19 protein-coding genes and 1 riboswitch are annotated in these 24,102 nt (G+C 70.5%); of the genes, 9 read left to right on the top strand and 10 right to left on the bottom strand.

The window, feature by feature from the left end; all coding sequences use genetic code 11:
• Positions 1 to 32: 32 nt before the first annotated feature.
• From hisS to nhaA, 3 genes are all read right to left on the bottom strand, one after another.
• Positions 33 to 1,298, bottom strand: coding sequence for a histidine--tRNA ligase (hisS, locus tag KV396_RS11575; protein WP_247957592.1), 1,266 nt, complete (start codon positions 1,296 to 1,298; stop codon positions 33 to 35).
• A 133-nt stretch (positions 1,299 to 1,431) separates the two neighbouring features.
• Positions 1,432 to 2,091 carry a MazG family protein gene (locus KV396_RS11570; RefSeq protein WP_247955812.1) on the bottom strand — a complete coding sequence of 220 codons (660 nt, stop codon included), beginning with the start codon at positions 2,089 to 2,091 and terminating at the stop codon, positions 1,432 to 1,434.
• A 34-nt stretch (positions 2,092 to 2,125) separates the two neighbouring features.
• Positions 2,126 to 3,292, bottom strand: a complete 1,167-nt coding sequence (gene nhaA, locus KV396_RS11565) for a Na+/H+ antiporter NhaA (protein ID WP_247955811.1) — start codon at positions 3,290 to 3,292, stop codon at positions 2,126 to 2,128.
• Between the two features lie 82 nt (positions 3,293 to 3,374).
• Here nhaA and KV396_RS11560 point away from each other — a divergent pair, with 82 nt between their 5' ends.
• Complete coding sequence (locus KV396_RS11560; protein ID WP_247955810.1) at positions 3,375 to 6,071, top strand: phosphoenolpyruvate carboxylase; 2,697 nt, start codon at positions 3,375 to 3,377, stop codon at positions 6,069 to 6,071.
• Between the two features lie 143 nt (positions 6,072 to 6,214).
• Entirely contained in the window at positions 6,215 to 7,585 is a 1,371-nt protein-coding gene (gdhA, locus tag KV396_RS11555; protein ID WP_247955809.1) for an NADP-specific glutamate dehydrogenase, read from the top strand.
• A gap of 63 nt (positions 7,586 to 7,648) precedes the next feature.
• On the opposite strand, the gene KV396_RS11550 is transcribed toward gdhA, so the two are convergent.
• From KV396_RS11550 to mfd, 5 genes are all read right to left on the bottom strand, one after another.
• Positions 7,649 to 9,076, bottom strand: coding sequence for an APC family permease (locus KV396_RS11550; protein WP_247632641.1), 1,428 nt, complete (start codon positions 9,074 to 9,076; stop codon positions 7,649 to 7,651).
• A 158-nt stretch (positions 9,077 to 9,234) separates the two neighbouring features.
• The gene (locus tag KV396_RS11545; RefSeq protein ID WP_247955808.1) at positions 9,235 to 12,177 is read right to left on the bottom strand and encodes an aminotransferase; all 2,943 of its coding nucleotides are present in this window, start codon (positions 12,175 to 12,177) and stop codon (positions 9,235 to 9,237) included.
• The gene (locus tag KV396_RS11540; RefSeq protein ID WP_247955807.1) at positions 12,170 to 12,781 is read right to left on the bottom strand and encodes a gamma carbonic anhydrase family protein; all 612 of its coding nucleotides are present in this window, start codon (positions 12,779 to 12,781) and stop codon (positions 12,170 to 12,172) included. The genes KV396_RS11545 and KV396_RS11540 overlap by 8 nt, the downstream gene beginning before the upstream one ends.
• A gap of 50 nt (positions 12,782 to 12,831) precedes the next feature.
• On the bottom strand, positions 12,832 to 12,993 hold the full coding sequence (locus KV396_RS11535; RefSeq protein WP_247623045.1) for a hypothetical protein: 162 nt from the start codon (positions 12,991 to 12,993) through the stop codon (positions 12,832 to 12,834).
• An 87-nt stretch (positions 12,994 to 13,080) separates the two neighbouring features.
• A complete protein-coding gene (mfd, locus tag KV396_RS11530; RefSeq protein WP_247955806.1) occupies positions 13,081 to 16,662 on the bottom strand; it encodes a transcription-repair coupling factor in 3,582 nt (1,193 codons plus the stop codon).
• Between the two features lie 90 nt (positions 16,663 to 16,752).
• On the opposite strand from mfd, the gene KV396_RS11525 reads away from it, so the two are divergent.
• The 7 genes from KV396_RS11525 (at position 16,753) to KV396_RS11495 (ending at position 22,349) form a co-directional block, all read left to right on the top strand.
• Positions 16,753 to 17,316 (top strand): GNAT family N-acetyltransferase, encoded by a 564-nt coding sequence (locus KV396_RS11525; RefSeq protein ID WP_247955805.1) that lies wholly within the window; start codon positions 16,753 to 16,755, stop codon positions 17,314 to 17,316.
• Positions 17,317 to 17,377: 61 nt separating this feature from the next.
• The gene (locus KV396_RS11520; RefSeq protein WP_247955804.1) at positions 17,378 to 18,241 is read left to right on the top strand and encodes an Fpg/Nei family DNA glycosylase; all 864 of its coding nucleotides are present in this window, start codon (positions 17,378 to 17,380) and stop codon (positions 18,239 to 18,241) included.
• A gap of 66 nt (positions 18,242 to 18,307) precedes the next feature.
• A riboswitch (FMN riboswitch) is annotated at positions 18,308 to 18,454 on the top strand.
• A gap of 54 nt (positions 18,455 to 18,508) precedes the next feature.
• The gene (gene ribD, locus KV396_RS11515) at positions 18,509 to 19,552 is read left to right on the top strand and encodes a bifunctional diaminohydroxyphosphoribosylaminopyrimidine deaminase/5-amino-6-(5-phosphoribosylamino)uracil reductase RibD (RefSeq protein WP_247955803.1); all 1,044 of its coding nucleotides are present in this window, start codon (positions 18,509 to 18,511) and stop codon (positions 19,550 to 19,552) included.
• Entirely contained in the window at positions 19,552 to 20,199 is a 648-nt protein-coding gene (locus tag KV396_RS11510; protein ID WP_247955802.1) for a riboflavin synthase, read from the top strand. The genes ribD and KV396_RS11510 overlap by 1 nt, the downstream gene beginning before the upstream one ends.
• A complete protein-coding gene (ribA, locus tag KV396_RS11505) occupies positions 20,196 to 21,461 on the top strand; it encodes a GTP cyclohydrolase II (protein ID WP_247623051.1) in 1,266 nt (421 codons plus the stop codon). Before KV396_RS11510 ends, ribA begins: the two co-directional genes overlap by 4 nt.
• Positions 21,458 to 21,931, top strand: coding sequence for a 6,7-dimethyl-8-ribityllumazine synthase (ribH, locus tag KV396_RS11500; protein WP_247623052.1), 474 nt, complete (start codon positions 21,458 to 21,460; stop codon positions 21,929 to 21,931). The genes ribA and ribH overlap by 4 nt, the downstream gene beginning before the upstream one ends.
• A 115-nt stretch (positions 21,932 to 22,046) precedes the next feature.
• Positions 22,047 to 22,349, top strand: coding sequence for a Fe-S protein (locus KV396_RS11495; RefSeq protein WP_247955801.1), 303 nt, complete (start codon positions 22,047 to 22,049; stop codon positions 22,347 to 22,349).
• Positions 22,350 to 22,751: 402 nt separating this feature from the next.
• On the opposite strand, the gene KV396_RS11490 is transcribed toward KV396_RS11495, so the two are convergent.
• Both KV396_RS11490 and KV396_RS11485 read right to left on the bottom strand, forming a co-directional pair.
• Complete coding sequence (locus KV396_RS11490) at positions 22,752 to 23,555, bottom strand: hypothetical protein (protein ID WP_247955800.1); 804 nt, start codon at positions 23,553 to 23,555, stop codon at positions 22,752 to 22,754.
• Between the two features lie 41 nt (positions 23,556 to 23,596).
• Positions 23,597 to 24,082 (bottom strand): hypothetical protein, encoded by a 486-nt coding sequence (locus KV396_RS11485; RefSeq protein WP_247955799.1) that lies wholly within the window; start codon positions 24,080 to 24,082, stop codon positions 23,597 to 23,599.
• Positions 24,083 to 24,102: the final 20 nt, after the last annotated feature.

Here is a 24,102-nt window from a genome sequence, read left to right as displayed (position 1 = left end):
ACGCCGCGTGAACGCGGGCGCGGAGCCGACCGTCAGGCGAGCGGCTTGCGCTCCAGCGAGGCCGCCCCGGCCGACACCGTGGCGAACGACGTGAAGCCGTCGGCGGACGCCCGCTCGAGCAGCGCCTTGAGGTTCTTCGTGCGGCGCTCCAGGCGCACGCGCGCACCCTCGGCGATCAGTGCGGTCTTGTGCGCGAGAAGTTCGGCGACCGGGACGTCGGCGTCGTGCACCAGCACGATCGCCTCCTCACGGTCGTCGCCGCCAGCCGTCACGAGGTCGACGAGGCGCTCGAACCCGAGCGAGAAGCCCACCGCCGGCACCTGCTGCCCGAGGAAGCGACCGATCATGCCGTCGTAGCGACCGCCACCGCCCAGCGAATAGCTGACGGAGGGGTGCGCGAGCTCGAAGATCGTGCCGGTGTAATAGCCCATGCCGCGCACGAGGAACGGATCGAACACGAGCGGGATGCCGGCGGCATCCGTCGCCTCGGACGCGCGGCCGACCGCGACGGCCTCGCCGATGCCCACGAGGTGATCGACGATCTCGTCGGGGGCGTCCGCGGGCAGCGCCTTGCGGATCTGCGCCTCGCCGTAGGGCAGGTACTCGCGGGTCTGCGGGCGACGCAGGAACGCCTCGAACGCGTCGACGGCGCCCGGGGTCACGGCCCGCTCGCGCAGTTCGGCGGCGACGCCGTCGGGTCCGATCTTGTCGAGCTTGTCGATCGTGATGAGCACGCCGGGACGCTCGTCCGCGCCGAAACCGAAGCTCTCGAGCATCCAGTCGAGCACGCGACGGTCGTTGATGCGCACCGTCGCGCCGTCCAGTCCCAGAGCGTCGACGGCATCGAGCGACGCGACCATGAGCTCAGCCTCGGCACGAGAGGAGTCGTCGCCCATGATGTCGATGTCGCACTGCACGAACTGGCGGTAGCGCCCCTTCTGGGGACGCTCGGCCCGCCAGACCGCACCGATCTGGATCGAGCGGAAGATCGCGGGGAGCTGCGCCCGGTTGCTCGCGTAGAAGCGCGCGAGCGGCACGGTCAGGTCGTAGCGCAGCCCGAGGTCGGACAGCGCGGCGGGGTCGTCGGCGGCCGCGCGGATGGCATCGGCGTCGAGTCCGCGGCGCAGCACGTTGTAGGCGAGCTTCTCGTTGTCGCCGCCGATGCCGGCGTGCAGACGCGCGTACTCCTCGACGACGGGCGTCTCGATCTCGTCGAATCCGTGCGCCCGGTAGCGCTCGCGGATGACGGAGAGCACGCGCTCACGGCGGGCCTTGTCGGCGGGGAGGATGTCGCGCATGCCGCGCGGCGGGTTCACAGTAGCCACGACTCCATCTTTCCAGGTCTGCTGCGAGGCCTGGGACGCTTCGACGGGCTCAGCGACCCCGGGGCGACTCAGCGACCCCGGGGGCGGCTCGGCGACCCTGCGCCGCTCAGCCCTCGGCGGACCGTACGTCCTGCTCGAGGACGCGGAGCCGTTCGCGCAGCGCCCGCTCGGCGTCCCAGCCCTCCGCGCGTGCGCGCCCCACGAGGGCGAGGAGAGCCTCTCCGAGTTCGGCCTCGCTCGACGGACCGTCGGCCACCGGCGCATCGATCCCTGCGCCGGCCGCGCGACCGGCGAGCTTCTGCGCGAGCGCCAGCGCCGGCATCCCCCGGGGCACCCCGTCGAGCACGCTCGTGCGCGTGCGCTTCTCGGCGGCCTTCGCGGCGTTCCAGTGCACGAGCACCTCTTCGGGTGTGGTCGCGGTCTCGCCCGCGAAGACGTGCGGATGCCGCCGCACCATCTTCTCGGTGAGGGTGTCGGCCACGTCGTCGATGTCGAAGGGGTCGTCGGGGTCCTGCGCGGCGATCGCGGCGTGGAAGAGCACCTGCCACAGCAGGTCTCCGAGCTCCTCGCGCAGGTCGTCGCGCGTACCGCTCTCGACCGCGTCGATCACCTCGTGAGACTCCTCGATGAGGTACGGCACGAGGTCGCGGTGCGTGATCCGCTGCGACCACACGCATCGCTCGCGCACGGCGCGCATGGTGTCGGCCGCCGCGCGGAGGGAATCGCGGGGAGATCCGGCGCCGTGGTCCGAGGCCTGCGCGGTCATGGATGCTCCTTCACTCGGTGCGGCCTCTCGGGTGTCAGGACGACGCCGCTGCGATCCGACGATAGTGCCGCGCTCGCGCCGACACGACCACCCCCGAGAAGAGGAGCGAAAGGAGGGACCCCACCAGGACGCCGAGGATCGCCTGGTCGCGGATGCCGTCGTCGGACGCGAACGCGAGGTTCGCGAGCAACAGCGAGACCGTGAAGCCGATGCCGCCGAGGGCGCCGGCGGCCAGGATGTCGGGCAGTACCAGCGCGGGCGCCGTCCCGCGCGGTCGGATGCGCATCGCGAGCCACCCGAACAGACCGATGCCGACGAGTTTGCCGATCGGCAGGGCGACCACGATCGCCCAGAATGCCGGGGACAGCTGTGTCGGGGAGACGGCGGGGATCACCACGAACGCGGCGACGAACGCGAACAGCGGGAGGATCGCGCCGTTGACCGTGGGCTCGAGCGCATGACGAGAACGTCCGGCGGGGGTCGGCGCCATCACCAGGCCCAGCATCACCCCGGCGATCGTGGCGTGGATGCCGGAGGCCGCGACCAGACCCCAGCAGAGGACGCCGACCAGCACCATGAGCACGGCGATGCCCGTGTGCCCGGTCGCACCGAGCCACCTGCTCAGCACCCAGAAGACCGCGACCGCGACGACCGCCGCGGCGAGCAGCACCCACTGCACGTCGTGGGCGAACAGCACCGCGATGAAGACGATGCCGATGATGTCGTCGAGGATCGCGAGGGCGAGCAGGAACACCCGCACGGTCGACGGCAGGCCCCGTCCGAACATCGCCAGCACTCCGAGCGCGAACGCGATGTCGGTGGCCGTGGGGATCGGCCAGCCGGATGCCGTCGCTCCGTCACCCGCGATCAGCAGGTAGATCGCGATCGGCACGAGCACTCCGCCCGTCGCCGCGATGGCGGGCTGGAGGGCCTTGCGGGGCGAGTCGAGCTCGCCATGGGTGAGCTCGTGCCGCAGCTCGATCGCCACCACGAAGAAGAAGACGGCGAGCAGACCGTCCGACACCCAGTGCGCGAGGGAGAGGTCGAGGCTCGCGCCCGGCACCGCGAGATGCACGTCGAGCGCCGCGGCGATCGGATCGTGCGTCGGCAGATTCGCGAGAAGGAGGCCGAGTCCCGCTGCCACCAGCAGGAGGACGGCCGGGAACTGCTGCCCGCGAAGGGGGTTCACCGAGATGCGCATCCCCCTCATGCTAGGCGGCGCACCGGTGTCGCACGCCGTCATGCGTTCGGAGCACCCCCGTCGACCGGGATACGCTCGACGGGTGACCCCCGAACACGTCTTCACCGAGCCCACCAACACCGAAGCCATCCGCGTCATCGGGCGCTTCGAGGCAGGCCAGGGCATACCCGACGCGATGCGCTCCGACGTGCGCATGCTGGGTGGGCTCCTCGGACAGGTGCTGCGCGAGGCGGGCGGCGACGACCTGTTCGATGACGTCGAGCGGCTGCGTCTGGCGACCATCCAGGCGTACGAGGACCCGACCTCGGATGCCTTCGAGCGGGCTTCGGCGATCGCCGAGTCGTTCACGATCGCCCGCGCCGACGAGGTCGCTCGCGCCTTCACCTGCTACTTCCACCTCGTGAACCTCGCCGAGGAGCACCAGCGCGTGCGCGTGCTGCGCGAACGCGCGGGTCAGCCCGGCCGCGAGGATGCCGCCGACACCGTCGCGACCGCCTACGCGCGTCTGCGCACCGAGGTCGGCGACGAGGAAGCGCGCCGTCGCCTGGCGGGTCTCCGCTTCCACCCCGTTTTCACGGCCCACCCGACCGAGGCTCGCCGCCGCGCCGTCTCGTCGAGCATCCGCCGTCTCTCCGATCTGCTGACGCAGCACGATGCGGCGAGCGCGGGCGGGGCCGAGCAGCACCGCGCCCGTCGCCGCATGCTCGAGGAGATCGACACCCTGTGGCGCACCGCGCCGCTGCGCTCGCAGAAGCCGTCTCCGACCGACGAGGTGCGCACGGTCATGGGTGTCTTCGACGAGACCCTCTTCACGACGGTCCCCCACGTCTACCGTCGCATCGACGACGCCCTCCGCGGCGAGGAGTCCGGCGCCAGCGCACCGGTCGTCCCGGCGTTCGTGCGCATCGGGTCGTGGGTCGGCGGCGACCGCGACGGCAACCCGTTCGTGACGGCATCCGTCACCCGCGAGGCATCGCAGATCGCTTCGGACCACGTGCTCCGCGGCCTCGAGCGCGCTCTCGAGCGCATCGGCCGCACGCTCACGCTCGATGCCGAGACCACGCCGCCCAGCGCCGAGGTCACCGCCCTGTGGAACGACTTCGCCGGCGCCGATGCGGATGCCGCGGCAGCCCTGGCCACCCGCTCCCCCGACGAACCGCACCGGCGCGTGCTGCTGCTGCTCGCGCACCGGGTCGCGGCGACGCGCCGGGGCGATGGCGCTCAGCGCTATGCGACGCCCGAGGAACTGCTCGCCGATCTGCGCGCGGTGCAGGCCTCGCTGGTCGCCTCCGGCGCGCGCCGCCACGCCTTCGGCGGGGTGCAGCACCTCATCTGGCAGGTCGAGACCTACGGCTTCCACCTCACCGAGCTCGAGGTGCGCCAGCACTCCCAGGTGCACGCCAAGGCCCTCGCCGAGCTGGAGTCGGACGAACCGATCAGCGCCCAGACCGAGGAGGTGCTCGAGGTCTTCCGCGCGATCGCCGAGATCCAGCGCGACCGCGGCCTGCGCGCCGCCGGCCGCTACGTCGTCTCGTTCACCCAGGCGGCCTCCGACCTCGCGAACGTGCACCGTCTCGCCCGCCACGCGCTCGGCGACGACGCCCCGGTGCTCGACGTCGTGCCGCTGTTCGAGACCTTCGCCGACCTGCAGGCGGCCCCCGGCATCCTCGCCGAGGCCGTGACCTTCCCCGAGTTCCGGGCGCGCATGGCCGAGACGGGCAACCGCCTCGAGGTCATGCTCGGGTACTCCGACTCGTCGAAGGACGTCGGCCCGGTCGCCGCGAACCTCGCGCTCTACGAGGCGCAGGAGAAGATCGCGCAGTGGGCGCAGGACTCCGACATCGAGCTGACGCTGTTCCACGGCCGCGGCGGTGCCCTCGGGCGCGGCGGCGGACCCGCGAACTCGGCGATCCTCGCCCAGCCGCCGCACTCGGTCGACGGCCGCTTCAAGCTCACCGAGCAGGGCGAGGTCATCTTCGCCCGCTACGGCGAGCCGGCCATCGCGATGCGCCACATCGACCAGGTGGCCGCGGCGACTCTGCTCGCCTCCTCCCCCTCGGTCGAGCAGCGCACGAGCGGTGCCGCCGCCCGGTACGCCGAGGTGGCCGCGGTGATGGACCGCTCCTCGCGCGATCGCTTCTTCTCGCTCGTGAAGGCCGAGGGCTTCGCACCCTGGTTCGCGACCGTGACCCCGATGGAGGAGATCGGTCTGCTCGCGCTGGGTTCGCGCCCTGCGCGCCGCGGCCTGTCGGTGGAGTCGCTCGAAGACCTGCGCGCCATCCCGTGGGTGTTCGCCTGGACCCAGGCCCGCATCAACCTCGCCGGCTGGTTCGGTCTCGGCACCGCGCTCGAGGCCGTGGGCGACGAGGCGCTTCTCACCGAGGCCTACCGCGAGTGGCCGCTGCTGCGCACGATGATCGACAACGTCGCGATGAGCCTCGCCAAGACCGACGAGCGCATCGCCCGCGAGTACCTCGCGCTCGGCGATCGTGACGACCTGGCCGCTCTCGTGCTCGACGAACTCGCTCTCACGCGCCAGTGGGTCATCCGCCTCACCGGCGGAGAGGGACTGCTCGAGAACAAGCCCGTGCTGCAGCGCGCAGTGCAGCTGCGCAGCCCGTACGTCGACGCGCTCTCGCTGCTCCAGCTGCGCGCACTGCGTGCGTTGCGCGCGCCGGCGGATGCCGAGGCGACGGGTTCCGGAGCCGACGCCGAGCAGCAGCGACTGCTGCTGCTGTCGGTCAGCGGCGTCGCGGCGGGCCTGCAGAACACCGGGTGACCCGCGCGTCTTCGTGGGGGCGGTGCCGGGCGAGAGGGCGCGCGAAGGACGCGCGATAGAGTGAAAACTCGCGCCTGATCCGGCGAAGCCTCACGCGACACGATCGCCTGCACCACCCTCCCCCACCCCAGAAAGTCTTTCGCGTGACCGCACTCTCCCCTGCCTCCTTCCACCCGCTCGACGCCGCCGTGCAGCCCGTGTTCGACACGGTGCTCACCCGCAGCCCGCACGAACCCGAGTTCCACCAGGCGGTGCACGAGGTGCTGCAGTCGATCGCACCGGTGCTCGCCGCGCACCCGGAGTACGTCGACGGCGGCATCCTCGAGCGTCTCGTCGAGCCGGAGCGGCAGATCCTCTTCCGCGTGCCGTGGGTCGACGACTCGGGCAAGCTGCAGGTCAACCGCGGCTACCGCATCCAGTTCTCGTCGGTGCTCGGGCCGTACAAGGGCGGTCTGCGTTTCCACCCCTCGGTGAATCTCTCGATCATCAAGTTCCTCGGCTTCGAGCAGATCTTCAAGAACGCGCTCACCGGCCAGGGCATCGGCGGCGGCAAGGGCGGCTCGGACTTCGACCCGCACGGCCGCTCGAACGCCGAGGTCATGCGCTTCTGCCAGTCGTTCATGAACGAGCTCTACCGTCACCTCGGCGAGCACACCGACGTGCCCGCGGGCGACATCGGAGTGGGCGGCCGCGAGATCGGCTATCTCTTCGGCCAGTACCGCAAGGTCACCAACCGTCACGAGTCGGGCATGTTCACCGGCAAGGGAACGGGCTGGGGCGGTGCCGAGGTGCGCACCGAGGCGACCGGCTACGGCGCCGTCTTCTTCGCGCAGGAGATGCTCGCCGTGAAGGGCGACTCCTTCGAGGGCAAGCGCGTCGGCATCTCGGGCTCGGGCAACGTGGCGATCTACGCGATCCAGAAGGCCACCCAGCTCGGCGCCGTGCCGGTGACGGCATCCGATTCCTCCGGTTACGTGGTCGACGACGCCGGGATCGACGTCGATCTGCTGCGCCATATCAAGGAGGTCGAACGGGCCCGCATCGTCGAGTACGCGAACCGCCGCCCCGGCGCCCGCTTCATCGAGGGCGGCAGCGTCTGGGAGGTGCCGGTCGACATCGCCGTGCCCTCCGCGACGCAGAACGAGGTCTCCCTCGCCGACGCTCAGGCCCTCATCGCGAACGGCGTCCGCGCGGTCTCCGAGGGCGCGAACATGCCGTGCGTTCCCGAAGCGGTCGAGGCGTTCCAGAAGGCGGGCGTGCTCTTCGCCCCCGGCAAGGCGGCGAACGCCGGCGGCGTGGCCACCTCGGCTCTCGAGATGAGCCAGAACGCCTCCCGTCAGCGCTGGACCTTCGGCGACAGCGAGAACAAGCTGCGCGAGATCATGGGCGACATCCACCGGGCGTCCTTCGACGCGGCCGCGCGCTACGGCGTCGAAGGTGATTACGTGGCCGGCGCGAACATCGCCGGTTTCGAGCGCGTCGCTGCGGCGATGCTCGCGCAGGGCGTCATCTGACCCCTGCGGAAGGGCCGTCTCCCACGACCCTCGGGAGGCGGCCCTTCGTGCGCGCGGGCGCAGTCAGCTCTCGTCGACCGGCACCTTCACGACCTTGTTGAACCCGGTCACCGCCTGGTTCTCGTCGAAGGCCGCGACCTTCCGGCGGAAGCCGCGCGTGATCACGAGCAGGTAGACGAACCCGATCGCCGTCCAGGTGAGGCCGCCGATGAGGGCGTCCTGGTGCAGGTTGACCCAGAGCAACCCGGTGAGCAGCATGCCGATGGTCGGCATCACGATGAAGTTGAAGATGTCGGCCGGCGTCTTACGGCGTCCCTTGCGGATCGCGAACCAGGCGATCACCGAGATGTTCACGAAGGTGAAGGCGATCAGCGCACCGTAGTTGATCCACGCGGCGATGAGCTCGAGAGTGAAGGGGATCGCGAGCAGCGAGATCGCCCCGACGAGCACGATGTTGAACGTGGGCGTGTGGGTGCGCGGGTTGATGTAGCCGAAGGCCTTCTGCGGCAGCACGTTGTTGCGGCCCATCACGAGCAGCATGCGCGAGACCGAGGCGTGCGAGGCGAGGCCCGAGGCGAGCGTCGCGCAGAAACCGGCGGCGGTCAGCACCGCCATGAAGACGTTGCCGCCGACGAGGTCGCCGATGATCGGGAGCGTCGAGTCCTCGACGAACTGCATGTCGCCGCCGGGGGCGAATTCGTTCCAGTCCGGGAACCGCAGCTGCGACACGTAGGAGGAGACGAGGAAGATACCGCCGCCGATGAGGACGGTGAGCAGGATCGCCTTCGGCATGACCTTCGGGTCCTTCGCCTCCTCGGCGTACATCGTGACCGCGTCGAATCCGATGAACGAGAAGCAGACGATGGTCGCACCGGTCAGCACGGCGGTGAAGGTGACGTCGTCGTGCAGGAACGCGCCGACCGAGAGGATGGTCGCCGCCCCGTCGCCGCGCATCAGCTGCGCGACCACGAGCACCACGAACACGACCATGACGATGATCGAGAAGATCAGCAGGATCACGTTCAGGTTCGAGGTGCCGCGCATGGTCATGTAGATGATGCTGGTGACGAGGATGCAGTACAGCACCACCCAGATCCACGCCGGGATGTCGGGGAACATCGCCTCGAGGTAGCTCTTGACGATGAGGCAGTTGACCATGGGCAGCAGCACGTAGTCGATCAACGACGTCCACCCGACCATGAATCCGAGATTCGGGTGGATCGATTCGCGCACGTAGGTGTACGCCGATCCCGCGCTCGGGATGGCGCCGGCGATCTTGCCGTAGCTGATGGCCGTGAACACCATGACCACGAGGGCGACGAGATACGCGGCGGGGACCACGTTGTTCGTGTCGCGCGCGACCATGCCGAATGTGTCGAACACCACGGTGGGAGTCATGTATCCGAGGCCCAGACCGACGATGGCCCACAGGCCGAGATTCCGTCTGAGCGTTCCGCCGCCCTGGGCGAGCGGCTTCGTCTTCAGTGCCATGGGTACTCCTCGTTGGAACAGCGCCAGGGGCCGGACTCGGGTCGTCCGGCGGTTGAGGATCAGTATGGAGCACAGGTATTCCTCACCGCGACCCCTAATTTCGATTCGAAATGCGCATTTAACATGACGAAAATGCGCGCGATTCGAAGATCTTGGGATCACCAGCCCTCGCGCAGCACCCGCCCCAGCATCGCGACGACCTGGTCGGCGCTCTGCGCCGTCAGACACAGCGGCGGCTTGATCTTCAGCACGTTCGATCGTTCCGAGGTCGTCAGCACCACGACCCCGAGTTCGCGCATCCGTTCGCAGATCGCGGCGGCCTCGGCATCCGCGGGCTCCATCGTCGCGCGATCGCGCACGAGCTCGACGCCCAGATACAGCCCGGCTCCGTGCACGACGGCCACCATCGGATGCTCGTCGCCGAGCGCCCGCAGCCCGTCGGCCAGCCGCGCGCCGATGTTCTCGGCGTTGCGCTGGAGGTCGTCCTCGACCATCGCGTCGAGCACGGCGAGTCCGACGCGGCAACTCAGGGTGCTGCCCCCGGCCGAGGAGAAGAACTGCCCCTGCGTGGCGAGAGCATCCGCGATGCGCTTCGAGGTGATCACTCCGCCGATCGGGAAGCCGTTGCCCATGGGCTTGGCGATCGTGACGATGTCGGGCGCGACGCCCGCCCGCTCGAAGCCCCAGAACGTCGATCCCAGGCGGCCGAAGCCCACCTGCACCTCGTCGGCGATGCACAGACCGCCCGCGGCCCGGACGCGTTCGTAGGCGCCCGCGAGGTACCCCTCGGGTAGGAGCACTCCCCCGGCGTTGCCGAGCACGGATTCGCACAGGAAGGCGGCCGCATCACGGCCGTCACGATCGAGGGCCGCGAGATCGGCCGAGAGGTCGTCGAGATAGCGCCCCGCCGTGTCGTCGCCGCGATACGTGCCGCGGTACCGGTTGGGCACGTCGGCGACGTGCACCCAGTCGGGTCGCGTCTCGAGGGCGAACGGGTTGTCGTAGGCGCTCGTGGTCACCGCATCGCTGGCCATCGTCCAGCCGTGATACGCCTCGCGCAGCGCCACGATCGTGCGCCGCCCGGTCGCCGCCTGCGCGAGCCGGATCGCGAGGTCGACCGCCTCCGAGCCGCTGTTGACGAGCAGCACCGTGTCGAGGCCGCTCCCCTGCGGCATCAGCGCGAGAAGTCGCTCGCTGTACTCCGCGAGGTCGCGGAACAGGAACCGCGAGTTGGTGCCGAGTGTGCGCAGCTGGCGGGCCGCCGCCTCCGCGACCCTCGGGTGTCCGTGCCCGAGGCCGGCGACGTTGTTGACCATGTCGATGTAGGCGCGGCCCGTCGTATCGACCAGGTGGTGCCGCCAGCCGCGCTCGATCTGCGGCGGATGCGCGTAGTACCGCTCCTGGGCGGCGGCGAAGATCCGCTCCCGGCGTGCGAGCTCGTCGGCGGACTCGTCGTGCTGCGCGCGCGACGGCACACCCAGCAACGGCGCGGGATCGGCCGTGAGACGGCGCCAGGCCGGCACCCGCTCGGGCTCGACCAGGGCGGCGCCGGGAGTGCGCGGAGGTCGTTCGGGGGCATCCGCCCGTCGGAGGCCGAGGGTGAGCACGCGATCCGTGTCGGACGCCGGGAGCCACCCCACCATGTCACCCGCCGACACGTGCAGCGCCGCCCGGTCGTCGATCTCGACCCCGCGCAGATCGAGGATCCAGCCGTCCCCGAGCACGATGCGCGGCTCTTCGCGGCTCGCCCGCAGCGCTCCGTCGACGGGACTCGTCACGCGGAGGCGAGGGCCGGCGCCGAGATGGATCTCGGTGTGCACGGGCCAGGTGGGGGCGGCATCCGCGACGTCCACGCGCGTGCGTGTCAGCCGGAACACCCCGTAGGGCAGCAGCGCCGCTCCGGCTCCCCCCGCCAGGGCCGACGCGACCAGGGCCGCCTCGGCATCCGCTCGCTGCCAGCGTCCGGCGTCGAGAGCGTCGGACTCGACGCCCGGATCGACCGCCTCGACGGTGCCGGTGAAGTCGGGCAGCACAGCGGTGAGCGGCGCCCCCTCGACCCGACCGGAGAACTGCGGAGCCTCGACCCCGACTCGTGCGAGCACCTGCTCGCAGACCTCCGCGAGCGGCAGGAGGGTCGCCGCGTCGAAGATCGCCTGCTCCCCCGCGATCCGCTCGCGGGCGTAGTCGTTGTCACCGTCGATCTCGAGCTGCCGCCACCCGCTGGCGACGAGGAGCGCGGCGCGCAGCACCACGAGAGGCCAGACCGCGCGCGCCTCCGCGTCACTCAACGGCGCATCGGCGTGGAAGGCGGCGATCGTGTCGAGGACCCGCAGCGGGCGATCCGGTTCGTGGTGCAGCATCGACGACACGCACACCGCGAGCTCGGCCACACGCCACCCGAGAGCCAGGTCGCCGAGGTCGAGCACGGTGTGCGGGTGCAGGCGGGAGTCGGCCCCTCGCCGCCCCATGACGTTGTCGTCCGTGAGATCGCCGTGGATCGGTTGGACGGGCAGATCGCCCTCGACCGCCGCGAGCGCCTTCCGAGCTTCCTCGGACGCCGCGAGCACGCGCCCGCGCAGCGCGTCGTCGGTGATCGAGCCTGCGAGCTTCGCCGTCTCGTCGAAGGCCACGCGCATGTCCCACATGTGCGGGCGATCGAGTCCCGGATGCCGGAGGGGCGCGAGCGCGTTCACCGACGCCGCCGCGAGCGCTCCGAACTCGGCGAGCACGACCGGCGCGAGATAACCGGCGTCGACGAGCTCCTCCCCGACGGCGAACTCGCTGCGGCGCACGGCGAATCCGCGCCAGCGCTGGGTCAGCGCACCGTCGAGTCCCGGAAGCACGGCGGGCACGGCCACGCCCGCTGCCCGGTAGGCATCGAGGGCCGCGTGCTGGGCGTCGCGCGCATCGTCGCCGAACACCGGGTTGTCGATACGGAGGACGCTGCGCGAACCGTCGACCTCCGTGAGCAGGAAGTTGCGGTCCTGGTTGCTGCCGAGCTCGCGTGCGACGACATCGGCTCCGTAGAGATCGCGGGCGATCCGGGCGGCGTCTCCCTCGTCGACGTCCGGCCGGACGAGTCCCGCGCCGGCCTCAGCCACGGGCGTCGCCGAGCGGGAGGTCGTCGGCGTGACGCGCCAGCGAAGAGCCGTAGCGCTCGGTGAGCTGCACCATCAGATCCGGGGTGTCGCGGTCGACGCCGAACACGTGTCCCGGGAAGTCGAGATCGGGCTGCGCCGCGGCGATCTCGGCATCCCGATCCGGCGAGAACAGCTGGAGCGGATCGCCCACCGCCACCCAGCCGATCGGCACGACCGTGCCCTCGGGAACGCGCGCACGCCTCTGAACGATCGCGTTGACGCGCACCTCGCTGCGCGCACCCACGATCGCGCCGTTGAAGACCCGCGCACCCGAGGCGAGGAACACCTCCTCGCCCACCGTCGCGCCGGCGATGCTCGCCAGCGTACCGACGAGGGTGTGATCACCGATGCGCACGGCGTTCGCGGCGGTCGCCCGCACGAGGGCGTTCTCCATCACGATCACGTGCGCGCCGAGCGTGATCGGCCCGCCCTCGGCCGTGATCACGGCGCCGTGCAGCACCTGGCAGCCCGCGCCGATCTCGACGTCGCCGGAGACGACGGCAGTGGGAGCGATGACGGCGGTGTCGTGGATCCGGGGCCGAGCCCCGAGGTGCTCGTACAACATGCTCACAGCGTAGTGGCGCGGGAGCGCGCGGCGGGAGGTCTGCTCCGCGGTCACTCCTTGGTCGCGGCGGTGCGGCGGAGCATGCCGATGACGAGGGTCGCCAGGAACAGCACGATGCCGAGGACGGCGAGCCAGAGGAGGCCCTTGACCACGAAGCCGAAGACGGCGAGGCCGGCCCACACGATGAGCAGGATGATCAGAAGTGTCCACATGGCTTCAGCCTCCGCCGCCGTGCGCCGGTGCCACACCCCGTTGACGCGCGGTCGTGGCTGGTCTAGTGGGCTACGCGGTCTCGGGGGCTACGCGGTCTCGGCCTTCACGGGCTCCGGGAAGATGGCGGTGAACAACTGCCCCACCCACTCGAGCAGCTCGGCATCCGGGAGGGGTTCGAGCCCGACGCCGACCGCGGCCGGCACCGTGGGCATGGGCACGACCAGCGCCTCGCCGCCGGAGACGAGCTTCGCCTTCGGGTAGAGCCGCTGCAGGCGCACCTTGATCGAATCCTCGAGACGAGCCGGAGCGATGCGCAGGTTCGAGCCCATCACGACGACGTCGGCGAGGCCCGCGCGTGCGGCCCGGCGGCGCAGACGGGCGATCGCGATGAGCCCCTCGACCTCGGCCGGGGGCGTGCCGTAGCGGTCGGTGAGCTCGTCGATGACGAGGTCGATCGCGTCGTCCTTCGCCGTCGCGATCGAGGCCGCCGACAGCTTCTGATAGGCCTCGAGCCGCAGGCGTTCGCTGTCGATGTAGTACTCGGGGATGCGCGCGTCGAGCGGCAACTCGAGACGCAGCTCCTGACCGGACTCGACCTCCTCGCCGCGGAACGTCGACACCGCCTCGCCGATCATGCGCAGATACAGGTCGAAGCCGACGCCCGCGATGTGACCGGCCTGCTCGCCGCCGAGCAGGTTGCCCGCGCCGCGCAGCTCGAGGTCCTTCAGGGCGACCTGCATGCCCGAACCGAGGTCGTTGTTCACGGCGATCGTCTGCAGTCGGTCGGCCGCCGTCTCGCTGAGCGGCTTCATCTCGTCGTACAGGAAGTACGCGTAGGCGCGCTCGCGACCGCGGCCCACGCGTCCGCGGAGCTGGTGCAGCTGGCTGAGGCCGTAGCGGTCGGCTCGATCGATGATGATCGTGTTCGCGTTCGAGATGTCGAGCCCGGTCTCGATGATCGTCGTCGAGACGAGCACGTCGAACTTGCGCTCCCAGAAGTCGTCGACGACCTGCTCGAGCGCGTGCTCGCCCATCTGCCCGTGGGCGACCGCGATGCGCGCCTCGGGCACGAGCTCGGCGAGCTCGGCGGCGACGCGCTGGATGGACTGCACCCGGTTGTGCACGAAGAACACCTGACCCTCGCGCAGGATCTCGCGACGGATCGCCGCGGCCATCTGCTTGTCGCTGCGCGGACCGACGAACGACAGGATCGGATGCCGGTCCTCCGGCGGGGTGGCCAGCGTCGACATCTCGCGGATGCCGGTGACCGCCATCTCGAGCGTGCGCGGGATCGGCGTGGCGCTCATGGCGAGGATGTCGACGTTCGTCTTCATCTTCTTGAGAGCGTCCTTGTGCTCGACGCCGAACCGCTGCTCCTCGTCGATGATCATCAGACCGAGGTCCTTGAACATCACCTGGTCGGTGAGGATGCGGTGCGTGCCGATGACCATGTCGACCGTGCCGTCGAGCAGACCCTGCAGCGTGAGGCCGGCCTCCTTGTCGGTCTGGAATCGCGAGAGCGGGCGCACCTTCACCGGAAATCCGGCGAAGCGCTCGGTGAACGTCTCGAGGTGCTGCTTCACCAGCAGCGTCGTCGGCACGAGCATCGCGACCTGCTTGCCGTCTTGAATGGCCTTGAACGCCGCGCGCACGGCCACCTCGGTCTTGCCGAAGCCGACATCGCCCGAGAGCAGGCGGTCCATCGGGATCGGCCGCTCCATGTCGGCCTTGATCTCGTCGATCGTCTGCAGCTGGTCGGCCGTCTCGGCGAAGGGGAACGCCTCCTCGAGCTCGCGCTGCCAGGGGGTGTCGGGCCCGAAGGCGTAGCCCTTGGCGCTCATGCGCGCCGAATAGAGCTTGACGAGCTCGACGGCGATGTCGCGCACGGCCTTGCGGGCCTTGCCCTTGGCCTGCGACCAGTCGCTGCCGCCCATCTTCGACAGGGTCGGGCCCTCACCCCCCACGTACTTCGAGAGCAGGTCGAGCTGATCGGTGGGCACGTAGAGCTTGTCACCCGGGTAACCGCGCTTCGAGGGCGCGTACTCGAGCACGAGGTAGTCGCGCACCGACTTCGTGGCGTTGCGTCCACCGGTCGAGACCTCGCGCTGCGTCATCTCGACGAAGCGTCCGATGCCGTGGGTGTTGTGCACCACGAAGTCGCCCGGCTTGAGCTGCAGCGGGTCGACGACGTTCTTGCGGCGGGAGGCGAGCTTCTTGACGACGCGCTGGTCTCCGCCGATCGTGCGACCGTAGAACTCGTTGTCGGTGAGGACGGCGAGCTTCGCCTCCGGCACCTGGAATCCGGCCTCGACCGAGCCGGTGAGCAGCGTCGCGACGCCGGGCTCGGGCGCATCGTTCAACTCGGGAAGGATGCGAGCGGCGATGCCGCGATCGGCGAGCACGTCGCGGGCGCGATCGACGAGACCCGAACCGGTGGCGATGACCACGACGCGCCAGCCCTCGGAGATGCGCCCGGCGACGAAGGAGATCGCCCCGTCGACGTTTCCGTGGAACGACGGGATCACGGTGGCGTCGAGGTTCGCCGCCTCGGCCTCGTCTTCACCGAGACCCGCGCCGAAGGGGCTGAGCCGCCACCACACACCGCCGCGGTCGCGGACGACCTCGCGCAACTGGGCGATCGTGAGGAAGTCGCCCGCGCCGAGATCGATGGGGGCGGAGGCACCCGAGGTCGCGGCGCTCCAGGCCGCATCGAGGAACTCGCGATTGGTGTCGCCGAGGGTGATGGCCCGGGCGCTCGAACGCTCGGGGTCGACCACGGCGGTCGCCGCCCCCGCGGGAAGGTACTCGGCGAGCGACGAGAGGGGACCGGCGACCGCGGGCAGGAGCGACTCCATGCCCTCGACCGGGATGCCCTCGGCCATCTTCTCGAGCATGCCCGCGATCGCCGGGAAGCCGCCGATCAGCGCACGCGCGCGATCGCGCACGTCGTCGGTGAGCAGCAGCTCGCGGCTGGGCGGCAGGTCGACCGAGCCGATGTCGCCGGGGAGGGAGCGCTGGTCGGCGACCGAGAACGCGCGGATCTGATCGATCTCGTCGCCGAAGAACTCGACGCGGTACGGATGCTCGGAGATCGCCGGGAACACGTCGAGGATGCCGCCGCGCACCGCGAACTCACCGCGACGCGAGACCATGTCGACGCGCGAGTAGGCGCGCTCGACGAGACGGGCGGCCACGGTGTCGAGTTCGAGGCCGCGGCTGCCGACCGCGAGCTCGAGCGGCTCGATCTCGCCGAGGTTGCCGGCGATCGGCTGCAGGGCCGCGCGCACCGAGGCGACGACGACGAGCGGATGATCGCCCGCCCACTCGCGGATGCGGCGCAGCGTCTGCAGTCGGAGACCCACCGTGTCGGGACTCGGGCTGAGGCGCTCGTGCGGCAGCGTCTCCCAGGCCGGGAACGTGAGCACCTCGGCGTCGGGGATGTAGGAGCCGAGCGCCTGCGCCAGGCTCTCGGCGCGGCGGCCCGTAGGCACGACGGCGAGCAACGCCTGCGGATGCCCCGCGGCGGCGCGCTTGGCGAGGAGTCCCGCGAGGGCCGGAGCATCGAGCCCGTCGACGAGGCCGAGGTCGGCATCGGTCTGAGCCCAGCCGAGCGCTTCACGGTACAGAGACGCCTCTTCCAAGGCGCGCAGAATCCCTGGAACAGTCACCGGACAAGACTAGCCGCCGCCTCCGACATCGGCTCCGGCATCCGCCCTCTGGCGCCCTCTGCCGCCCGCCGCGGGCGATACCGTAGTCCGATGGAAGCTGTGCGACTGGAGACCGAGCGCCTCGTGCTGGCGGCGCCGACCGACGCCGACATCGACGCGATCACGGCCGCGTGCCAGGACCCGGAGATCCCGCGCTGGACCACCGTGCCCTCGCCCTACTCGCGCGAGGACGCCGCCGAATACGTGCGTCTGACCGGCGAGTGGTGGGCCGACGGGTCGCAGGCGGTGTGGAGCGTGCACGCGGGTGAGGAGCTCGTGGGCTCGATCGGGCTGCACCACATCACCCCGCACGACGCCGGTGGGCATGCCGAACTCGGCTACTGGGTCGCGGCATCCGCCCGTGGTCGGGGGTATCTCGTCGAGGCGGCCCGCTCCGTCATCGACTGGGGCTTCGACGAGCTGGGTCTCGCACGCCTCACCTGGCGCGCCGTGGTCGGGAACGTTCCCTCGGCTCGCGCCGCCCGCGCGCTCGGCTTCCGCTACGAGGGTCTTCAGCGGCAACTGCTCACCGGACCGCGCGGCCGCGACGACGGCTGGGTCGCGGGGCTCCTCCCCACCGACGACCGCGCCCCGGTGGCCTGGCCCGTCCTCTGACCCGTCCCTCGCGCCCGGAGCCGGGGGTGACGATGTCGGATGCCGGTGGCAGGATGTTCGCATGCCCGAGATGCCGGAGGTGCAGGGGCTCGTCGACTTCCTGGGCGAGCGCGTCGTGGGGCGCACGATCACGCGCACGAGCGTGGCGGCGATCGCCGCGCTGAAGACCTACGACCCGCCCAACACCGCGCTGCACGGCGCCGTGATCAGCGGCGCCTCGCGGCGGGGCAAGTTCATCGTGCTCTCGTGCGGAGACGATCTTCACCTCGTCTTCCACCTCGCGAAGGCGGGCTGGCTGCGATGGTACGAGACCCTGCCCACGACGATAATCAAGCCCGGCAAGACGCCGATCGCCCTGCGCGTCGCGCTCGACGACGGCAGCGGGTTCGACCTCACCGAGGCGGGCACGAAGAAGTCCCTCGCGGTCTACGTCGTGCGCGACCCGGCGGAGGTGCCGGGCATCGCCCGTCTCGGCCCGGACCCTCTCGACGACGCCTTCACCCGCGAAGTGTTCGCCGGTCTCCTGGACGGCAAGCGCACGCAGATCAAGGGCCTGCTGCGCGATCAGGCGGTGATCGCCGGCATCGGCAACGCGTACTCCGACGAGATCCTGCACGCCGCGCGCATGTCGCCGTACGCGATCGCCGCGACGCTCGACGACGCGGCGATCGACTCGCTGTTCGCGGCGATGCAGGCGACTCTGCGCGAGGCGCTCGCCGAGGCATCCGGCAAGCCCCCGGCCGAGCTGAAGGACGCGAAGCGCCGGGGGATGCAGGTGCACGCCCGCCGCGGCGAGACCTGCCCGGTCTGCGGCGACACCGTGCGCAGCGTCTTCTTCGCCGACCGCTCTCTCGAGTACTGCCCGACCTGCCAGACGGGCGGAAAGATGCTCGCCGACCGACGCCTGTCGCGCCTGCTGAAATGAGCCGAGACGTCGCCGGATGACGGGGAATGAATTCCGCGCGGGCGCGTTGAGTACACTCAGAACATCAACGTGCTCCGGGGTCGGTGGGAATCCGAACCGGCGGTGACAGTCCGCGAGCGTCTCGGTTTCGACCGAGGTGCCGATCCGGTGGAAATCCGGGACCGACGGTGATGCGGGAGAGATCCCGCTAGTCCGGAAGGGAGGCAGCACGATGCGCCGCCGTGCGCGCCGTCCGCCTCCCCCGGAGCCTTCAGAGAAGGACGACGGATGGCAGTGAACGAGACAGAGCGCGAGGCGATGAGCCGTGCTCTCGCGCTCGCGGCGCTCGGCCCCCGCGGCGTGAACCCGCAGGTCGGCGCGGTCATCCTCTCCCCCGACGGCACGATCCTCGCCGAGGGATGGCACCACGGCGCCGGCACCCCGCACGCCGAGGTCGACGCGCTGTCGAAGCTCGCCCCCGGCGCAGCCCGCGGCGCGACGGCGGTCGTGACCCTCGAACCCTGCAACCACACCGGACGCACCGGTCCCTGCGCGCTCGCCCTGATCGAGGCCGGCGTGAGCCGCGTCGTCTACGCGCTCGACGATCCCGGCGCCGTGTCGGGCGGAGGCGCCGAACGGCTGCGGGCCGCGGGCGTCAGCGTCGAGGCCGGCGAGCAGGCGGATGCCGCGCACGCCGTGATCGAGGGATGGCTCACCGCGCAGCGCCTCGGCCGCCCCCACGTCACCGTGAAGTGGGCGCAGAGCCTCGACGGACGCGCCGCAGCCGACGACGGATCGAGCCAGTGGATCACCGGTCCCGCTGCCCGTGCCGATGTGCACCGCCGCCGCGCGGCATCCGATGCCATCGTCGTCGGCACCGGCACCGTGCTGGCCGACGACCCCTCGCTCACCGCTCGCGACGGAGACGCGCTCCTCCCCGACCAGCCCGTCCCGGTGGTCATCGGCTCGCGCCCCACTCCGGCGGATGCGGCGGTGCGCCGGCATCCGCACACTCCCCTCTTCTTCGACGGACACGACCTGCACGCGGTGCTCGCCGACCTGCACGGCCGCGGCATCCAGAGCGTCTTCGTCGAGGGCGGGCCGACCCTCGCGAGTGCGTTCGTGGCGGCGGGGTTGGCCGATCGCGTGCTCGCCTACATCGCCCCCGTGCTGCTGGGCGGAAGCCGCCTCGCCCTCACCGACATCGGCGTCTCGTCCATCGGCGAGGCGCACCGCCTGACGATCGACGAGTGGCTGCCCCTCGGCGCCGATCTGCTCGCGATCGCCCATCCCGCTTCTCTCCCCACCGCGTCGACCGAAGGAGCCGTCTGATGTTCACCGGGATCATCGAGGAGATCGGCGAGATCACCGCCATCTCGCCGTCGGGTGACGGCTGGCGTCTGACCGTGCGCGCTCCGAAGGCCGCCGCCGACGCCGTGCACGGCGAGTCGATCGCCGTCTCGGGCGTGTGCCTGACCGTGGTCGCCTCGGATGCGGATTCCTTCGACGCCGACGTCATGAAGCAGACCCTCGACGTCGCGGCGCTCGGCGATGCCGCCGTCGGCACCCGCGTCAACATCGAGAAGGCGATGCCCGTCGGCGCGCGCCTGGGCGGGCACATCGTGCAGGGGCACGTCGACGGCGTCGGCACGGTTCTCGAGGTGCGGCCCGGAGCGCAGTGGAGCGTGCTGCGCATCGGCCTTCCCGCCGACCTCGCCCCGCTCGTCGTCGACAAGGGATCGATCTCGGTCGACGGCACCTCGCTCACCGTCAGCGCGGTCAGCGACCCTCCTCCGTCAGGCTCAGGACCCGACGAGCAGCAGTGGTTCGAGATCTCCCTGATCCCCGAGACGCTCACCGCGACGACCCTCGGCACCCGCGCCGTCGGCGACCGCGTCAACCTCGAGACCGACATCCTCGCCCGGCACGTCGAGCGCCTGCTCGCGTTCCGGACCGCACCGGAAGGAGGCTCGCGATGAGCCTTTCCACGATCGCCGACGCGCTCGACGCCCTGCGCGCCGGGCGCCCCGTCCTCGTCGCCGACGACGAGAACCGTGAGAACGAGGGCGACGTCATCCTCTCGGCAGAGCTCGCCACCCCCGAGTGGGTCGCGTGGACCGTGCGCTGGTCGTCCGGATTCATCTGCGCGCCGATGCCCGCCGACCGCGCCGACGACCTCAACCTGCAGCCGATGGTCGCCGCGAGCGAAGACGCGCGCGCCACGGCGTACACGGTGAGCGTCGATGCCGCCGAGGGCGTCACGACCGGTATCAGCGCGCACGACCGCGCGCACACGCTCAACGTGCTCGCGAACCCCGAATCGACCGCCACGAGCATCATCCGCCCGGGCCACGTGCTGCCGCTGCGCGCGGTCGACGGCGGGGTGCGCGAGCGCAGCGGCCACACCGAGGCCGCCGTCGATCTCATGCGCCTCGCGGGACTGCAGCCGGTGGGGGCGATCGCCGAGGTCGTCGCCGAGGACGGCAGCATGATGCGGATGCCGGGGCTCCTCGAGCTCGGTGCCCGCGACGGTGTGCCCGTCATCACGATCGAGCAGCTGATCGACCACCTCAACGAGATCGACCCGCAGGGCGACAACGGCCCGGTGCGCAACCGCCGCGTGAGCCTGCGCGCCGATGCGACCGTGCCGACCACGCACGGAACCTTCCGGTTCCTCGCCTACAAGGACCGCGTCACCGGCACCGACCACATCGCCGTCGTCTCGGGCGAACCGCAGGAGACCTCGCTCGTGCGCGTGCACTCCGAGTGCCTGACCGGCGAAGCCTTCGGTTCGCTCAAGTGCGAGTGCGGCCCCCAGCTCGACGCCGCGCTCGACGCGATCGAGCAGGACGGCGGCATCGTCATCTACATGCGCGGTCACGAGGGACGCGGCATCGGGCTCATCAACAAGCTCCGGGCATACAGCCTGCAGGAGGAGGGGCTCGACACCGTCGACGCGAACCTCGCTCTCGGGCTGCCGGCCGATGCCCGCGAATACGCGGCGGCCGCCGGCATCCTCGCCGATCTCGGCGTGTCGAAGGTGCGCCTGCTGACGAACAACATCGACAAGGTGAATCAGCTGCGCGAGCTCGGCCTCGACGTGGTCGAGCAGGTGCCGCTCATCGTCGGCGTCGGACCCAACAACCACCAGTATCTCGAGACCAAGCGTGACCGCATGGGTCACATCATCGGTGAGGACGAGCTCAAGGCCGCCCTCGCAGGACGGAAGGACGACGCATGAGCGGCGCAGGAGCACCCACGACCGGGAACATCGACGGACGCGGACTCGACGTCGTCATCATCGCCGGCACCTGGCACGACACGATCACGAACGGCCTCATCGCCGGGGCCGAGCGCGTGCTGAACGAGGCGCGGGCCACGCACCGCCTCGTGCGCGTGCCGGGATCCTTCGAACTCGCCGTCGCCGCACAGGCCGCCTTCGCCGGTGGTGCGGATGCGGTCGTCGCGCTCGGCGTGATCATCCGCGGCGGCACCCCGCACTTCGAGTACGTGTCGGCGGCGACGACCGATGGCCTCACCCGCGTCTCGCTCGACACCGGCAAGCCCGTCGGCTTCGGCGTGCTCACCCTCGACGACGAGCAGCAGGGTCTCGACCGTGCGGGTCTCGAGGGATCGAAGGAGGACAAGGGCGCCGAAGCAGCGGATGCCGCGCTGCGCACCGCCCTCGTCATCAAGGAGCTGCGGGGCTGAGAGCGCGCTGAGGCCAGCCTTCCCTTCGTAGCGGAGGGAAGGCGCGGACTCGTACGGTGAGGGTCATGAGACCCTGCGCCACATCGTTCTCTTCGTCCACCTGATCGGCTTCGCCGTGCTCTTCGGAGCGTGGGCGGCGCAGGCTTTCGGCGGTAAGCGCGTCTTCACGCGGCTGATGAGCATCGGCATGGCGATCGCCGCGGTCGCCGGTCTCGCTCTCGCCGCCCCGTGGGGCATCTCGTACGAACTGAACTACGTCAAGATCGGCGTGAAGCTCGTGCTGCTGCTCGTCATCGGCGCACTGCTCGGCATCGGCACCGCGCGGCAGAAGCGCGGAGCATCCGTGCCCCCGGTGATGTTCTGGCTAGTCGGAATCCTCACCGCCGCGAACGCCGCCATCGCCGCGATCTGGCGCTGAGCCCACCCGCGACTGACGTCTGGCGCGTCTTTCGCGTCCCTCGCGTGCTCGTTTGCACGGAGGCGTCACGTCTGCACGGAGCATCCGGTGGTTTCGTCGTGCGGGTGTGATCGAGCCGTGCAGGTGTGGCTCAGCCTCGGGGCTGGCCTCCGTTCGCAGGGATAACGCACACGCGCAGGGAGACATCGGGCATTCTTCCCTGCAGACGTCGTCATTCCCTGCAGGTGAGCGCGAGGCGAGCACGTCTGCACGGAGATGTCACGTCTGCACGGAGCATCCGGTGGTTTCGTCGTGCGGGTGTGATCGATCCGTGCAGATGAGACGGCGGGAGGCTCGGTACCTGGGGCAGAGTGAGCTCGTCGATGGCCCGCCGTCGTGTGCATCGCACCTGCAGGTGCGTGTTCAGCAGCCGGGGGCGGTGGGTTGTTCGGTGCAGGTGTGGGCGACGAGGGCGGTGTGGGCTTCGTAGATGCGGATCTGTTGGGTGGGGCCGGGGATGGTGAGGGTTCCGGTGAGGGGGATCCACCCGGTGCCGAGGTCGATCTCGGCGGTGTAGTGGATGGTGACGGTGGTGCCGTAGGTGCCGCGGTCGGTGTAGGTGTGGCTCGTGGCGGTGGGGGTGAACTGGGGTTGGTCGAGGGTGTCCCAGGTGGCGCCGGGAGTGGTGGTGTGGGCGGTGGTGCCGTCGCCGTAGGCGAAGTCGTAGCCGACCGGGGTGAAGCGGGCGGTGAGGGGTGCGCCGAAGAGGGTGCCGGTGCGGGTGTGCACCGATGCGGTCGTGACGAAGTTCGTGGGGAGCCCGGCGATGCCGACATTAGAGGGGTCGGCGGTCGGCGTCGCGGTCGCCGGGGTGAGGGTGACGAGATCGGTGATGGAGATCGTCGGGGCGGCGGGGGCGGATGCCGGGGCCTCAGGCGTCAGACCGGGTTCTGCGCCCCGCACGCATCGAAGGTCGGAGACACCGCGACAGTCATCCGTGTCGTAGTTCTGCTGAGGACGGGAGTAGCGGGGAGCGGACGTTCCCGGGGTCGAGTAACCGGAGTTCGAGCCCGGATTCGACGACGAGCCGGGGTACTGCGGGCCCGGCTGGGTTCCGGTGACCGTCACGGACGAGCCGTCGGTGGAGCCGCAGAGGCCCACGGTCTTGATCGCCGGCGCGCAATCCTGCGTCGCTGCGACCGCAGGCGCAGGGTGGAGAGAAAGCATGAATACAAGCGCAAGCACAGCACCGAGCCGTTTAGTCTTCATCAGCACTCATCCGCCGACGCAGCGGACTCGGTCGTGATCTTGAGCTGATCGCCGACCCGCACGAAGGTAACCAGCTGAGCGACGACTTCTTCACGATCCTGCGGAGTCACGTCCGCGTCGTTCGCGTCACGCACATGGAGGCCGCTTCCGTCCAGGCAAATGCGTGCACTGATGGTCGGCTCGCTATCAAGCCCCGAAGCGTCGACTCCTGTGAATGACGTGAGGCTATTAACTCCCACGAGACGCAGCCCCTCCTCCTGAAGGAACCGAATCCCGTCGATATCAGCCTCCAGCGCCTCTCCGATGAGGAAGTCCTGAGGATCCGGATCCGACTCTCCCGCGATCCGCGCGTTCCCCGCCTCGTTGTACTCCCGGTACACCTCCTCCGCCGCGGCGAACGCCTCTTCCTCGCTGGCGAACGCCGGCGTCGGGGTGGGCGTGGCTTCCGGGGCGGGTGCGCAGCCGCTGAGGGCGGCGGCGACCACGGCGAGTGCGAGGGTGGCAG

It is taken from the genome of Microbacterium galbinum, assembly GCF_023101185.1.
Lineage (GTDB): Bacteria > Actinomycetota > Actinomycetes > Actinomycetales > Microbacteriaceae > Microbacterium > Microbacterium galbinum.
The sequence above is the reverse complement of the archived record's forward strand: the minus strand, read 5'-3'. Positions and strand labels throughout refer to the sequence as shown.

Excerpts from the sequence above, each read along its gene's own strand:
- nhaA (WP_247955811.1), bottom strand. The coding sequence starts at position 3,292 with ATGCGCATCTCGGTGAACCCCCTTCGCGGGCAGCAGTTCCCGGCCGTC.
- KV396_RS11570 (WP_247955812.1), bottom strand. The coding sequence starts at position 2,091 with ATGACCGCGCAGGCCTCGGACCACGGCGCCGGATCTCCCCGCGATTCC.
- KV396_RS11510 (WP_247955802.1), top strand. The coding sequence starts at position 19,552 with ATGTTCACCGGGATCATCGAGGAGATCGGCGAGATCACCGCCATCTCG.
- KV396_RS11550 (WP_247632641.1), bottom strand. The coding sequence starts at position 9,076 with ATGGCACTGAAGACGAAGCCGCTCGCCCAGGGCGGCGGAACGCTCAGA.
- KV396_RS11520 (WP_247955804.1), top strand. The coding sequence starts at position 17,378 with ATGCCCGAGATGCCGGAGGTGCAGGGGCTCGTCGACTTCCTGGGCGAG.
- hisS (WP_247957592.1), bottom strand. The coding sequence starts at position 1,298 with ATGCGCGACATCCTCCCCGCCGACAAGGCCCGCCGTGAGCGCGTGCTC.
- ribA (WP_247623051.1), top strand. The coding sequence starts at position 20,196 with ATGAGCCTTTCCACGATCGCCGACGCGCTCGACGCCCTGCGCGCCGGG.
- KV396_RS11490 (WP_247955800.1), bottom strand. The coding sequence starts at position 23,555 with ATGCTTTCTCTCCACCCTGCGCCTGCGGTCGCAGCGACGCAGGATTGC.
- ribD (WP_247955803.1), top strand. The coding sequence starts at position 18,509 with ATGGCAGTGAACGAGACAGAGCGCGAGGCGATGAGCCGTGCTCTCGCG.
- KV396_RS11525 (WP_247955805.1), top strand. The coding sequence starts at position 16,753 with ATGGAAGCTGTGCGACTGGAGACCGAGCGCCTCGTGCTGGCGGCGCCG.
- ribH (WP_247623052.1), top strand. The coding sequence starts at position 21,458 with ATGAGCGGCGCAGGAGCACCCACGACCGGGAACATCGACGGACGCGGA.
- KV396_RS11535 (WP_247623045.1), bottom strand. The coding sequence starts at position 12,993 with ATGTGGACACTTCTGATCATCCTGCTCATCGTGTGGGCCGGCCTCGCC.
- KV396_RS11540 (WP_247955807.1), bottom strand. The coding sequence starts at position 12,781 with ATGTTGTACGAGCACCTCGGGGCTCGGCCCCGGATCCACGACACCGCC.